The 13,268-nt window shown below is 64.8% G+C and carries 8 protein-coding genes and 1 riboswitch; of the genes, 6 read left to right on the top strand and 2 right to left on the bottom strand.

The features are described from left to right. Nucleotides 1-160: 160 nt before the first annotated feature. Nucleotides 161-1,738, bottom strand: coding sequence for a BCCT family transporter (locus BW38_RS07725; RefSeq protein WP_032976764.1), 1,578 nt, complete (start codon nt 1,736-1,738; stop codon nt 161-163). Nucleotides 1,739-1,985: 247 nt separating this feature from the next. Next, nucleotides 1,986-2,087, top strand: a riboswitch (TPP riboswitch). A gap of 93 nt (nt 2,088-2,180) precedes the next feature. Between BW38_RS07725 and thiC the strand changes: the two genes are divergently transcribed. The 6 genes from thiC to BW38_RS07755 all read left to right on the top strand — a co-directional run bounded on the left by thiC (nt 2,181) and on the right by BW38_RS07755 (nt 12,052). Then, a complete protein-coding gene (thiC, locus tag BW38_RS07730; protein WP_032976762.1) occupies nt 2,181-4,025 on the top strand; it encodes a phosphomethylpyrimidine synthase ThiC in 1,845 nt (614 codons plus the stop codon). A gap of 101 nt (nt 4,026-4,126) precedes the next feature. Beyond that, entirely contained in the window at nt 4,127-4,798 is a 672-nt protein-coding gene (locus BW38_RS07735) for an ion channel (RefSeq protein WP_032976761.1), read from the top strand. A gap of 259 nt (nt 4,799-5,057) precedes the next feature. Continuing rightward, nucleotides 5,058-7,382 (top strand): winged helix-turn-helix domain-containing protein, encoded by a 2,325-nt coding sequence (locus tag BW38_RS07740; protein WP_032976760.1) that lies wholly within the window; start codon nt 5,058-5,060, stop codon nt 7,380-7,382. A gap of 115 nt (nt 7,383-7,497) precedes the next feature. Next, complete coding sequence (locus BW38_RS07745; RefSeq protein ID WP_025874158.1) at nt 7,498-8,397, top strand: helix-turn-helix transcriptional regulator; 900 nt, start codon at nt 7,498-7,500, stop codon at nt 8,395-8,397. Nucleotides 8,398-8,446: 49 nt separating this feature from the next. Continuing rightward, nucleotides 8,447-11,335, top strand: a complete 2,889-nt coding sequence (locus BW38_RS07750; RefSeq protein ID WP_032976759.1) for a TonB-dependent receptor — start codon at nt 8,447-8,449, stop codon at nt 11,333-11,335. Nucleotides 11,336-11,560: 225 nt separating this feature from the next. Further along, nucleotides 11,561-12,052, top strand: coding sequence for a Rid family hydrolase (locus tag BW38_RS07755; protein WP_051585056.1), 492 nt, complete (start codon nt 11,561-11,563; stop codon nt 12,050-12,052). Between the two features lie 52 nt (nt 12,053-12,104). On the opposite strand, the gene BW38_RS07760 is transcribed toward BW38_RS07755, so the two are convergent. Continuing rightward, nucleotides 12,105-13,226 carry an HDOD domain-containing protein gene (locus tag BW38_RS07760; RefSeq protein ID WP_032976758.1) on the bottom strand — a complete coding sequence of 374 codons (1,122 nt, stop codon included), beginning with the start codon at nt 13,224-13,226 and terminating at the stop codon, nt 12,105-12,107. Between the last annotated feature and the right edge of the window lie 42 nt (nt 13,227-13,268).

The raw sequence follows: 13,268 nt of genomic DNA, 5'->3' as shown, positions 1-13,268 counted from the left end.
AGCCGCATGGATGGCGCCATCGAGCCCCCAGGGATGGGTTTACGGCGTGTCCTGCCCACCCACACCGCCCCGCCCAACCATCAACAACCCAGGGCCGCCTTGGCTTCGGCCGTTGCCTTTGCCTGAAAAAAGCGGTGCAGCCGCAGGCTGCAAAACACCCTCAATCCTGATCCTGCGCGCGTGCCGCCTCCGCCTGGGTCTCTTCCTGCGCCGCCATCTCGCGTGCGATCCACGCATCGATCATGCGCCGCTGGCGCTGCGCCTGCCGCCGCTCGCGCGTGTACTCCTGGTCCAGCACCCGGTACAGCGACACCATCACCAGCACCATCAGCAGCGCGAACGGCAACGCCGCAATCGTGATCATGCCCTGCAACGCATCCAGCCCGCCCGCCAGCAGCAATGCCGCCGCAATCAACGCTACCGCGATGCCCCACGCCAGCTTGCGCTTCAGCGGCGGATCCCCGGCTTCGTCGGTGGACATGCTGGCCAGTACCAGCACCGCCGAATCGGCCGAGGTCACGAAGAAGATCATCAACAGCACCAATGCCACCGCCGACAGCATCAGCGACGCCGGCAGGCTGTCGAACAGGGTGAACAGCACCGTCTCATAGCCATTGCCCAGTGCCTGCACAAGGTCGGCGTGGCCGAAGATCTGCGCCCACAATGCCGTTCCCCCGAACACGGCGAACCAGAAGAAGCCAAGCAGGGTCGGTGCCAACACCACGCCGATCACGAACTCGCGCACGCTGCGGCCGCGCGAGATGCGCGCGATGAAGGAACCCACGAACGGGGCCCACGAAATCCACCAGGCCCAGTAGAAGATCGTCCAGTCGGCCACCCACGTGCTGCCGGAGAACGGCGACATGCGCAGGCTCATGGTCACCAGCTGGTTGAGGTAGGAACCCAGCGTGGTGGTGAACGTATCGAAGATGAAGCCAGTCGGCCCCAGCACAAGTACGGTCGCGGCCAGCAATGCAGCCAGTGCCAGGTTGAAGTTGGACAGCCACTTCACGCCGCGCTCCACACCGCTGGCGGTCGAGGCCATGTACAGCACGAAGGCAATGGCGATGATGGTCATCTGCACCGGTACAGTCGCCTGCAGGCCAAATACGCGCTCCACGCCTGCAGCGATCTGGATGGTGCCGAAGCCGAGCGTCGTCGCCACGCCGATCGCCGTGGCGACCACCGCCGCGATGTTGACGACACGGCCGATCCAGCCGCGATGGTGGCGGCCGATGATCGGCTGCAGCATATCGCTGACCAGCCCCCGTCCATTGCGGTTGAACTGGAACCAGGCCATCGCCAGGCCGATCAGTGCATAGATCGCCCACGGATGCAGGCCCCAGTGGAAGAACGCATAGCGCATCGATGCACGCGCGGCATCCATGCTCTGTGGCGCAATGCCTTCCGGTGGCTTGGTGAAGTGTGAGATCGGCTCGGCCGCGCCCCAGAACACCAGGCCGATGCCCATGCCGGCGGCGAACAGCATCGACATCCAGCTGGCGCGCGAAAATTCGGGTTCAGCGTCTTCGCCACCGATGCGCAGGTTGCCGAAGCGGCCGAAGGCCAGGTACATCAGGAACACCAGCGCCAGGAACACCACCAGCAGGTACAGCCAACCGACGCTGCGGATGACATCAGCCAGCGCCGCCTGCACGACGGTATTGAAGGGGCCGGGCGCGAGGCCGGCCAGCAGCACCAGGACAAGCACCAGTGCGATGGAAATGCGAAACACCATGAAGGAGCTTCTCCGATCAAGGGAATGAGGGGAGCGAGCGAAAGCTTGCAGGGAGTAGGCCGGCGACAGTGTGCGCGCACCGGACAGGCACCGCGATGGCGGCAGGGAAAGCGCCACGTGCAACGGTGCGGCGCGCGTGCACGTTACTGAATGCGACGTCACGGTTCTGTTAACGCGGGTGCGGCAGATCTGCGCCCTGCGTGGATGAACGGCCAGGAGGTCGAGTGGTTTCTATGCTCTAATGCCCACCAAGAAGCGGGGGTACCGCGGCCTTGTGGCCACGGTTGAGATAGTCCCTTGGAACCTGATCCGGCTCATACCGGCGTAGGGAAGCTTTGCAATGCAGCCGTACCCGGAACCTGCCCAGGGAGCGCCTTGGTGCCGTCCGTGCGCGGGTGCAGTGCGCCGCCGCTTCGTCCCTGACCTTCCTGGACGATGCCCGATGAACGCACAGCTCTCCGCCCTGCAGCAACAGGCCCAGCAACTCTCCGAATCCGTGACCCGGCCGATACCCGGCTCGCGCAAGATCCACGTGCCTGGCTCGCGCCCGGACCTGCAGGTGCCGATGCGCGAGATCGCGCTGACCCGCACGCCGACCGTGTTCGGCGGCGAAGAGAACGCACCGGTCACCGTCTACGACACCTCCGGCCCGTACACCGATCCGGACGTGCGCATCGACCTGTCTGCGGGCCTGCCGGCACTGCGCCGTGGCTGGGTGGAGGAGCGCAACGACACCGAACAGCTCGACGGCCTCAGCTCCTCGTTCGGCCGCGCGCGCGAGCATGATCCGAAGCTGGACCCGGTGCGTTTTCCCGCGCGCAGCCTGCCACGTCGCGCGCGGGCCGGCGCCAACGTCACCCAGATGCACTATGCGCGCCGCGGCATCATCACCCCGGAAATGGAATTCGTGGCAATCCGCGAAAACCAGCGGCTGGAAGCCATCCGCGATGCCGCACTGCTGCAGCAGCATCCTGGCGAGGCATTCGGTGCGTCGATCCAGCAGATCATCACCCCGGAATTCGTGCGCGAGGAAATCGCCCGCGGCCGTGCGGTGCTGCCCAACAACATCAATCACCCGGAAAGCGAGCCGATGATCATCGGCCGCAACTTCCTGACCAAGATCAACGCCAACATCGGCAACAGCGCGGTGTCCTCGGGCATTGCCGAGGAAGTGGAAAAGCTGGTGTGGGCGATCCGCTGGGGCGGCGACACGGTGATGGACCTGTCCACCGGCAAGCACATCCATGAAACGCGCGAATGGATCATCCGCAATTCGCCGGTGGCGATCGGTACGGTGCCGATCTACCAGGCGCTGGAGAACGTCGACGGCCGCGCCGAAGCGCTGACCTGGGAGATTTTCCGCGACACCCTGATCGAACAGGCAGAGCAGGGCGTGGACTACTTCACCATCCATGCCGGGGTACTGCTGCGCTATGTGCCACTCACCGCCAGGCGGGTTACCGGCATCGTCAGCCGCGGCGGTTCGATCATGGCCAAGTGGTGCCTGGCCCACCACAAGGAAAACTTCCTCTACACCCATTTCGAAGACATCTGCGAAATCATGAAGGCCTACGACGTGACCTTCTCGCTGGGTGACGGCCTGCGTCCTGGCTGCATTGCCGATGCCAACGATGCGGCGCAGTTCGGCGAGCTGGAGACGCTGGGCGAGTTGACGAAGATTGCGTGGAAGCACGACGTGCAGACCATGATCGAAGGCCCCGGCCATGTGCCGATGCAGCTGATCAAGGAGAACATGGACAAGCAGCTGCGCGAGTGCGGCGAGGCGCCGTTCTACACGCTTGGCCCGCTGACCACCGACATCGCACCGGGGTACGACCACATCACCAGCGCGATCGGTGCGGCGATGATCGGTTGGTTCGGCACTGCCATGCTCTGCTACGTCACGCCGAAGGAGCATCTGGGCCTGCCCAACCGGCAGGACGTGCGCGACGGCATCATGGCCTATCGCATCGCCGCCCATGCTGCTGACCTGGCCAAGGGGCATCCGGGTGCGCAGGTGCGTGACAACGCGCTGAGCAAGGCACGCTTCGAATTCCGCTGGGAAGACCAGTTCCACCTCGGCCTGGACCCGGAGAAGGCCAAGGAATTCCACGACGAGACCCTGCCCAAGGACGCGCACAAGCTGGCCCACTTCTGTTCGATGTGCGGCCCGCATTTCTGTTCGATGAAGATCACCCAGGACGTGCGCGAGTACGCCGAGAAGGGCATGCAGGAAAAGTCCGAGCAGTTCCGGGCGGCCGGCGCCGAGGTGTACCAGCAGGGCTGATCGCAGATGGGCAGTGCCGGGTCACGCCCGGCACCGTCCAGTCACCCAACTCACCGACATGCCGCTATCCTCGCCCCATCGTTCCCCGGGGACACGGAACCATGCCCATTGCCGTCACCACCCGCTGGCTGGCCATCGCCCGCCGTCATCCCTCTGCCTGGCTGCTCGGCGCACAGCTGTTGTCGGTGCTGCTGTACCCGGCGTTGGACGAAACCGCTGCCGGGCGCGCGGCAGTAGGCGTATTCGGGATGGCCGTGCTCGGCCTGGCACTGTGGGTGGTGCAGCGCAGCCCGCTGGGGACATGGCTGGCGTTGGTGCTGGCCATCCCGGCGGTGGTGTTTTCCCTTTCGGCGGCCCTGCTCGACCGGCCTGCACTGGGCATCACCGCGCAGCTGCTGGAAAGCCTGCTGTATTTCTACACCGCCGGTGCGCTGATCGCTTACATGCTGCAGGACCACAAAGTGACGCGCGACGAGCTGTTCGCCGCCGGTGCCACGTTCACTCTGCTGGCATGGGCATTCGCTTTTACCTTTGCCGTATGTCAGCAGTGGTATCCGGGCAGTTTCCAGGGAGCCAGTGGCGGCGCGCAGCGCACATGGATGGAGCTGCTTTATCTGAGCTTCAGCTTATTGTCGGGGGTAGGTCTCAGCGACGTCGTGCCACTGCATCCGCAGGCCCGCGCGCTGGTAATGCTGGAGCAGTTTTCCGGCGTCATGTACGTAGCGCTGGTGGTTTCGCGGCTGGTTGGCCTGACCATGCTGAAACGCTTCTGAAAATGAACGCCAGATAAAAATATCGCGCCCAAAAGGGCGCGAATGATGATGCGTATTATGTGAATGCGTCGGCGAGAGAGAGCCTGATGTCGACCACGCGATAGGCGAGGTAACTCGCATAGGCTAATATCCGGAGGCTTCGTTTTTTTTGCGGTATGCGCCGATGCTTTGTGCGGAATCTGGCTTCTTGCTGTGCCAAGGATGGGAAGGGATCGATGGTGAACAGTGTTTGCGGCCTGTTTCAGCCCCATAGCAACGAATGATCAACAGCGAAATCCAGTCGCCTGAATCCGACCGCGTCCGCGTCGGTGAGTGCATCGTTACTTTGTCCTCGCGTGAGGTCGAAGTCGCCGGTGCCCGCCGTACACGCCGTTTGACGCCCAAGTCGCTGGGCGTGCTGCGCGTGTTGATGCGGCAGCCGGGGCGGGTGGTGACCCGTGACGAGCTGTTCGCCGAAGTGTGGCCGGACACGCTGCCGACCAACGATGTGCTGACCCAGGCCGTGACCCAGCTGCGCAAGGCGTTCAGCGTCGACGACGACAACGGCCAGGCGTACATCGAAACCATCGCCAAGACCGGCTACCGCCTGCTTGTGCCGGTGCAACCGCTGGCGGACCACGAGACCGATGCGATCGCCGTTGTAGAGGACTCGACCGCATCACAGCCGCCTGCGCCGGATGCCGTGGCCGCCGTCGGCGTGCCGGCGGTTGAACGCGGAAGCCGCCGCTGGCGCCGTCTGCGCCGTCGCCTGCTGCTGGCACTGGGCGTGGTGATGCTGCTTGCGCTGGTGGTGTTGAGCGTACTGCTGCTGCGCCGCCCGGCGCCGGTGAATTCTCCGGTGGATGCGGCAGTGGAGAACGGCACGCGGGTGATCGGAAGCCCTGAGCGGCCGTATCGATTGATTACCGCGACGGCCGGTTTTGAGACCTATCCCACACTTTCTCCTGATGGATCGCAGGTCGCCTACGAAGGCGCCAACGACGATGGCGCCGGCGGCAACGCCATCAAGGTGCAGACCTCCGGCAATGCCCCCGCGCGCCAGCTGCTATCGCCACCGGCAGGTGCCAGCGACCGCTTCCCGAACTGGTCGCCCGATGGCCGCGAAATCGCCTTCGCCCGCTTTGGTGCCGATGCCAGCTGCCAGGTGCTGATCGCCAGCGCCACCGGCGGCGCCGTGCGCCAGGCCACGCGCTGCGACGGCACCGAGCTGCTCAGTTTCGACTGGACGCCCGATGGTCGTGGCCTGGTCTTCGGCAGCATGGTCGGTCGCTATGCCCATCGCGGCATCCGCGTGCTCGATCTGGCCACCGGCCAATGGCGTGCGCTGGAGTACGCTGTCGACGAGGATGATTTCGACTACGCCCCGCGCTATTCCCCGGATGGCCGATGGCTGGTGTTTGTCCGCAACCCTCAGCTGGGCGACCTGTGGCGGATGCCTGCCAGCGGCGGCACGCCCGAGCAGTTGACCACCGAATCGGCCGAACTGCGTGGTTGGGCCTGGCTGGGCGATGGTCGGCATATCGTGTTCGGTCGCCGCGTGGACAGCGAAGCACGCCTGTACTACCTCGACGTCGAGCGCCGCACGTTGCGCGACGCTGGGCTCGACGATGCGCAGTGGCCGGCAGTGTCCCGCCGCGGCGACATGCTGGCGTTCGTGCATCGGCGCGCGCAGTTCGGGGTGTTCAGGATGCCCGCGCAGGGCGGTGCCGGTGAGCGCCTGTTCGCCTCCAGTGGCCGCGACGGGCAACCGATGGTGGCACCGGATGGGCGGCAACTGGTGTTCAGTTCCGATCGTTCCGGCAGCTTCGCCCTGTGGTGGGCCGACATGCAGCGGCCGGAGTCGCTGCGGCCGATCGAGGGGCTGAAGCCCGAGGCACGGCAGGCGCCCGACTGGTCGGCCGACAGCCGGCATCTGCTGGTGGTGGGCCGCGATGAGCATGGCGAAGCGGTTGTCTACGAGATCGCACCGCGCGATGAACAACTGCATCGCCTTCCGGTTCCCGCCGAGCAGCCATTGCAGGCGTTGTACGGCGCAGACGCGGAGCAGCTGCTGGTGGTCGAACGTGATGCCGACCAGCACACCCGCTTGAGCCTGTTCGACCGCAGCGCGCAGCCATGGCGGCGGTTGGCCAGCCTGGAAGGCGTATCGCAGGCGCGCTTCGACCGCAGTACCGGGCGGGTGCTGTTCACCCGGCTGGCAGCCGGTGGGCTGTGGTCGGTGGACGCAGCGTTGACCCCTGCCAGCGTGCAGCAGGTCAGTGAGGACCGGCCCAGCCGTTGGCGCTACCGGACCTGGACGGTGGCCGGCAACGGCAGCATCGACTACCTCGGCAGCAGTGCCAGCTGCGGCACGACCCTGGTCCGTATCCAGTCCGGACGCGAAGAAGCCGAGCGTTGCCTGGACGCCCAGCGGCTGAGCGCGGGCAATGGACTGAGCGCCAGTGCCGACGGAAACAGCCTGTACCTGGCCCTGGCCATCAGCGATGGTGCCGACATCGGTGTGATGCGATTGCCCGAACAACCGCCCGCACTGTTCCCGGCATTCTCCAAATTATTGATCTTGAACGAGAAAGGGCCTTCGTAATTTCTTCGTGACGATCTCGCCGCGAATTCGTGGCGATCTCGGCAGTCTTTCCTGACGCGCTGTCACCTCATTTGGCAAAACGGAGGCCTGTACTTGGCAAATCCGTGGTGCCCCTATGCGTCAACTCTCGCTGGCTGATCGTGGCCAAACCGTATCCCTGGACAAGGCGATCGACGATGTCGCGCCGACCTGCATGGGGGTTGCCCGCCTCGGCAGCCTGCAGACCGCCGGCACCAGTTTCAGCGTCTGGATGCAGGTGCGCGGCACCTCGTGGGTTGAAGCCAAGGAAGGGCGGTTCCGGCTTCGCCAGGGCGAGTGGATCGCGTTCGAGAAGGAGTCCAGGCCGCTGGTCCAGGCCGGGCGCAACGGCTTGTGCGTGGGCATGAACCTGAACGTGGAAGCGCTGCGCGTGCTGACCGAAATGGCCGACTGCGGCCTGTACGCCGGTCGTGGCCAGATGAACCGCGCTGATGCGCGGGTGGCGCTGCGCCTGTGGCGTGACGCCCTCGCCAGCGGGCAGCCGGCGCAGGCACTGCGTCCGTTGCTGCTGCATCTGGCCGGTCTGCAGCGCAGCCTGGCCGACAACGTACAGCGTTGCCCGGGCCGCTCGCGCAGCCGCAAGCGCCAGGTGTTTGGTCGCATGCAGCGCGCGCGCCTGTATCTGGAAGGCAACAGCCACCGTGTGGTGCGCATCGGCGAACTGGCCGAGCTGACCAACTTCTCCAGCTGGTATCTCTCCAAGACGTTCCAGAGCCTGTACGAGGAAAGCCCGCAGTCGCTTTCGGCACGGTTGCGCCTCGAACGTGCGGCCGATCTGCTGCGCGATACCGACATGATGGTCGGCGAAGTCGCTGCCGCCAGCGGTTTCGACAACTGCTGCAGCTTCGCGCGTGCCTTCCGCGCCCGCTACGGCCAGTCCGCCTCGCGCTTCCGCGAGAATGACGGGCAGCTTCCGCCACACTCCGCAAAGTCTCCGGTTGTGTCGCGCAAATACAGCGCTGCAACGCAATCGTAACGTGCTACGGCGTTTTAACACGCTACTAACACGTACCTTGGAGAGATTGATGAACGTTCGTATTCCCGCAGTGCGGCTCGGCTTGCTGCCGGCCGGCATTGCGCTTGCCTTGGCACCGTCCTTCGCTTCGGCGCAGGACGCAGCTGCCGGCGGCACGACCGACCTGGACCGCATTTCGGTCACCGGTTCGCGCATCCGCCAGGCGAGCATGGAAACCGCGCAGCCGGTGATCGCGCTGCAGCGCGCCGACATTGAAAAGCAGGGCTTCACCAGCGTTGCCGACATCGTGCAGAACCTGTCGGCGACCGGTTCGCCGGCGATCAGCCGCGCCGATGCCCTGAGCTCCGGCGAAGAAGTCGGCGGCCAGTACGTCGACCTGCGCAACCTCGGCCCGGAGCGCACCCTGGTGCTGCTGGACGGCAAGCGCATGGGCACCAGCACCGGCGGCTACACCGACCTGGCCTCGATCCCGACCTCGGTCGTGGAACGCATCGAAGTGCTGACCGACGGTGCATCGGCCATCTATGGTTCCGACGCCATCGCCGGCGTGGTCAACATCATCACCCGCAAGAACTTCGACGGCCTGGAAGCCAGCGTCTACGGTGGCCAGTACGGCCAGGGCGACGGCCAGAAGCAGGTCTACAACTTCGTCTACGGCCAGACCGGTGAGCGCGGTTCGATCACCTTCGGCGCCGAATACAGCAAGGAAGACGAGGTCAAGGCCAAGGATCGTTCCTTCAGCCGCTACCCGAACGGCCGCTTCCACCCGTTCCCGACCGACGACGATGCCAATGGCTGGTCGCCGGCGTCGAACCAGGGCGTGCTGATCGACGACATGGGTACCCCGAAGGACGCCAACGACGATATCTGGTACACCCGTGCCAATACCGGTGCCGGCAACGGCATGGGCGACTTCCGTGAGTTCGGCACCGCCGACTACACCAATGCCAGCCAGGAAATGTGGCTGCAGAACAAGCTGACCCGTCGCTCGGTCTTTGCCAACGGCAACTACGACCTGACCGACAACATCCGCGCCACCGCGAACGTGCTGTACACCAAGCGCACCGCGACCTCGCAGATTGCCGGCTACCCGTACCAGTCCGAGGTCTACGGCACCCCGCTGTCGGCCGACAGCATCTACAACCCGCTGGGCAAGGACGCGAACTTCATCCGTCGCACCTCCGAGTTCCCGCGCCAGACCGAATCCGAGCAGGAAACCTTCCGCTTCTCGGCCGGCCTGGAAGGTTCGTTCGAGTTCGCCGACAAGTTCTGGGACTGGGACGTGGGCTACGTCTACAACCAGAACAAGGGCGTCAAGACCGGCACCGGCAACCTGTTCATCCCGAACGTGCAGAACGCCGTCGGCCCGTCCTTCATGGACGGCGACGTTGCCCGTTGCGGCACCCCGGGCAAGGTGATCGCCGGTTGCACCCCGTGGAACCCGCTCGCACCGTACGGCTCCACCGGCAACGGTTCGCTGGCTGACCCGGCACTGCAGGCCTACCTGTTCCTGCCGAGCCACGACACCTACACCAACACCACCAAGGCTTACAGCGCCAACATCTCCGGTTCGCTGTTCACGCTGCCGGCCGGTGACCTGGCCATCGCTGCCGGTTACGAGCACCGCCAGGAAAGCGGTGAGTACAACCCGGATGCACTGCTGCAGTCGGGCCTGAGCACCGACCTGGCCGGCGCACCGACCAAGGGCAGCTACAAGCTCGACGAGTTCTACGTCGAACTGAACGTGCCGGTGCTGGCCGACATGCCGTTCGCCAAGGAACTGTCGCTCGACATGGCCGGTCGCTATTCGGACTACAACACCTTCGGCGACACCATCAACAGCAAGTTCGGCCTGAAGTGGAAGCCGATCGACGACCTGCTGGTGCGTGCGACCTATTCGACGGGCTTCCGCGCGCCGAATATCGCCAACATGTACGGCGGCACCTCGCAGACCTTCGACGCCTACACCGATCCGTGCGACAGCAGCTTCGGCTCGGCTTCGCGCAATCCGTCGGTTGCCGCGGCCTGCGGCGCACGTGGCGTTCCGGCGAACTTCCGCCAGATCACCTCCGGTGGCGCACAGTCGACCGGCCCGGGCACCCAGTCCTACAGCGCCTTCGAGTCGGGTTCCAACCCGGAACTGCAGCCGGAAACCTCCAAGACCTGGACTGCTGGCCTGGTCTACAGCCCGAACTTCGTGCAGGGTCTGGACGTCAGCCTGGACTGGTGGAAGATCCGCATCAACAACGTGATCGCCGCCGAGTCGGTGACCTCGATCCTCAACCAGTGCTACGTGCTGGGCGTGGCGTCGGCGTGTGACCGCTTCAGCCGCGGTACCGAAGGCCGCACCGTCAACCAGGTGGTCGACGTTACCCGTACCCTGATCAACGGTGGCTACCAGGAAACCGCAGGTTACGACCTGGGCATCAAGTACCGCCTGCCGGAGTTCTCCTTCGGCAAGATCGTGGTTGACTGGAAGACCACCTACGTCGATTACCTCGAGTACAAGCGCGACAACGAAGCCGAGACTCCGGTCGAGCAGCACACCAGCTGGGCAACCGGCGACTGGGGTGCGAACTTCCGCGTCCGCTCGAACCTGAATGTCGATTGGAGCCTGGGCAACCTGGGCGTGAACTGGGCCGTGCGTTACTACTCGAGCATGAAGGAGCCGTGCTCCTACGACACCGAGTGCAACCTGCCTGACTTCACCTCGGCCTACACCCTGGGCCAGCCGACCCGCAAGGTTGGTTCGAACACCTTCCACGATGTGCAGGTGCGTTACACCCTGCCGTGGCAGGCTACGGTCTCGGTCGGTGCCAACAACGTGTTCAACCACGAAGGCCCGGTCATGTACAGCCAGCCGAACTCGAGCTTCTCCTACTACGGTGGCTTCGACATCGGTCGCTACTACTACATGAAGTACACCCAGCGCTTCTGATCCATCGAAGCGTGACAGCAGAAAGAGGAGGGCGGGCCGCAAGGTCCGCCCTTCTTCTTTGTGCCACCAGCACCGCACGCGCGTGAATGGGAACATGGGTGTGCGGATGAGCCTGCGCCGACGTGATTGACTCTGTAGAGGGGCTCAGTGTGCTGCTATCTTCATTGCATCACCCGCCACTTGACGGGCGTAACGTCGTTCACCAGAAAACGGAGATCGAGCACAATGAAGGCAGTGAACAAGGTCAAAACCATGGCTGTGATGGTCGTGTGCGCAGCCACGGCGCTCCCCGTATCGGCCACAGACATCAAGCGTCATACATCCGAGGCTATTCCTGTTGCTTACGCTGTCGAGGTGCCCCCAGGGCGTACGACGGTCTACCTCAGCGGCAAACTGCCGGAACCGACCGGTGTTGGCGCTCCTCTGGACTACGGCGATACCAGAACGCAAACGATCAGCGTGTTGCGGCAGATCCACGAGCAACTGGCAAGCATTGGATTGCGAATGGAAGACCTGGTGAAACTGCAAGTTTATCTCGTTGGCGGTGAGGAAACCGGTGGCAGGATGGATCTGGCGGGGTTCGCTGCGGGCTACTCACAGTTCTTCGGTAGTCCCGCAAAGAGCACAGCTCTGCCGGCCCGTTCTACCTTCCAGGTGGCGGGCTTGGCCCATCCGGCCCAACGGGTGGAGATCGAGGCCATCGCGGTCCGTCCCTGAACAACGACAGCACTCTTTGCAACCTGCCTTCAACATTCCCGTGACGTAAACGTCAGGCCTCGCTCGGCACCAGCCCCATCAGGCTGTTGGCGTGCTCGCGCCATTGCGGCAGCTTGTTCAGCACACCGGCGCGCTGCAGATACTCTTCATCCACCGGGTCACCGTTGACCAGCGCCAGTGCCACGTGCACCGCACCGGTCACCCAGAAGCTGCGTGTATTGGCGCGCTGCGGCTGCAGATGGAACGCCACCGCCTCGATGATCGGCATCGGCAGGCCCCACAGGCCCAGCAGATAGGCGCCGGCTTCGGCATGCCCGGGGCGATCATCATCGGCCGGCTCCGTTTCGCTGCGCTCGTTGCGTACACCCGGCAGCAGCAGGCCGATGTCGGCCAGCAGGGCGGCGGTGGCACCGAGTTCGGCGCTGGAGTCGGGCAGCAGGCGTGCGGCCAATCGCGAGGCCATCAAGGCACGCTGCTGCAGCGAGTTGCGTTCGGCCCCGGACAAGGTAGGCGCGGAGAACACCTCACTGGCCAGCACCAGGTCACGCAGCGTGGCCAGGCCCAGCCGGGTCACGGCGGTGCGCAGGTCGGCGATGGTGCGGCCCTGGCTGAAGAACGCCGAATTGGAAAGCTGCAGCACCTTGGCCGCGATCGCCGGGTCGGCGGCGACCAGCTTGGCGACATCGGCGCTGTCGGCGTCGTCGTCATGTTCCAGTGCCTGGGTCAGGCTCAGGTACAGGTGCGGCGGCGAAGGCAGCTTCTCGATGCGGCCGATGGCATCGCGCAGGCGCGGGCTGTCCAGCACTTCGCGCAGCTCTTCCAGGCTGGTCAATGCTTCCAGCAGTACTTCTGGTGCCAGCGGCAATGGCAGGAAGCGATGGGCGACCCCGATCAGGCGTGCCGGCGGCGGCCGGTTGCCATGCTGTGCATCGACCAGTGCGATGCGGATGGTCTCCGGGCGCAAGGTGCGGATCTGTCCCAGCAACGTGGTCGCGTTGAGATCGGGCAACTGCGGGCAGACGATCACCGCGTCCACGCCCTGGGTGGCGACCGCGGTCATCGCGGCATGGCCATCGGTGGCGGTCAACGGCTGCCAGTCTTCCCCAAGATCGGCAATGAATTCGGTCAGCTCAGCCGGCAGGCTGGCTGTATCCCCAACAAGCAGAATACGCACGACACATTCCCCTGGCTGTCTCGACGGTCGATGTCGATGACG

It is taken from the genome of Stenotrophomonas sp. RIT309 (assembly GCF_000632045.1).
In the GTDB taxonomy this organism is placed as follows: Bacteria; Pseudomonadota; Gammaproteobacteria; order Xanthomonadales; family Xanthomonadaceae; genus Stenotrophomonas; species Stenotrophomonas indicatrix.
This window is presented reverse-complemented; position numbering and strand designations above follow the sequence as displayed.

Excerpts from the sequence above, each read along its gene's own strand:
- BW38_RS07725 (WP_032976764.1), bottom strand. The coding sequence starts at position 1,738 with ATGGTGTTTCGCATTTCCATCGCACTGGTGCTTGTCCTGGTGCTGCTG.
- thiC (WP_032976762.1), top strand. The coding sequence starts at position 2,181 with ATGAACGCACAGCTCTCCGCCCTGCAGCAACAGGCCCAGCAACTCTCC.
- BW38_RS07735 (WP_032976761.1), top strand. The coding sequence starts at position 4,127 with ATGCCCATTGCCGTCACCACCCGCTGGCTGGCCATCGCCCGCCGTCAT.
- BW38_RS07740 (WP_032976760.1), top strand. The coding sequence starts at position 5,058 with ATGATCAACAGCGAAATCCAGTCGCCTGAATCCGACCGCGTCCGCGTC.
- BW38_RS07745 (WP_025874158.1), top strand. The coding sequence starts at position 7,498 with ATGCGTCAACTCTCGCTGGCTGATCGTGGCCAAACCGTATCCCTGGAC.
- BW38_RS07750 (WP_032976759.1), top strand. The coding sequence starts at position 8,447 with ATGAACGTTCGTATTCCCGCAGTGCGGCTCGGCTTGCTGCCGGCCGGC.
- BW38_RS07755 (WP_051585056.1), top strand. The coding sequence starts at position 11,561 with ATGAAGGCAGTGAACAAGGTCAAAACCATGGCTGTGATGGTCGTGTGC.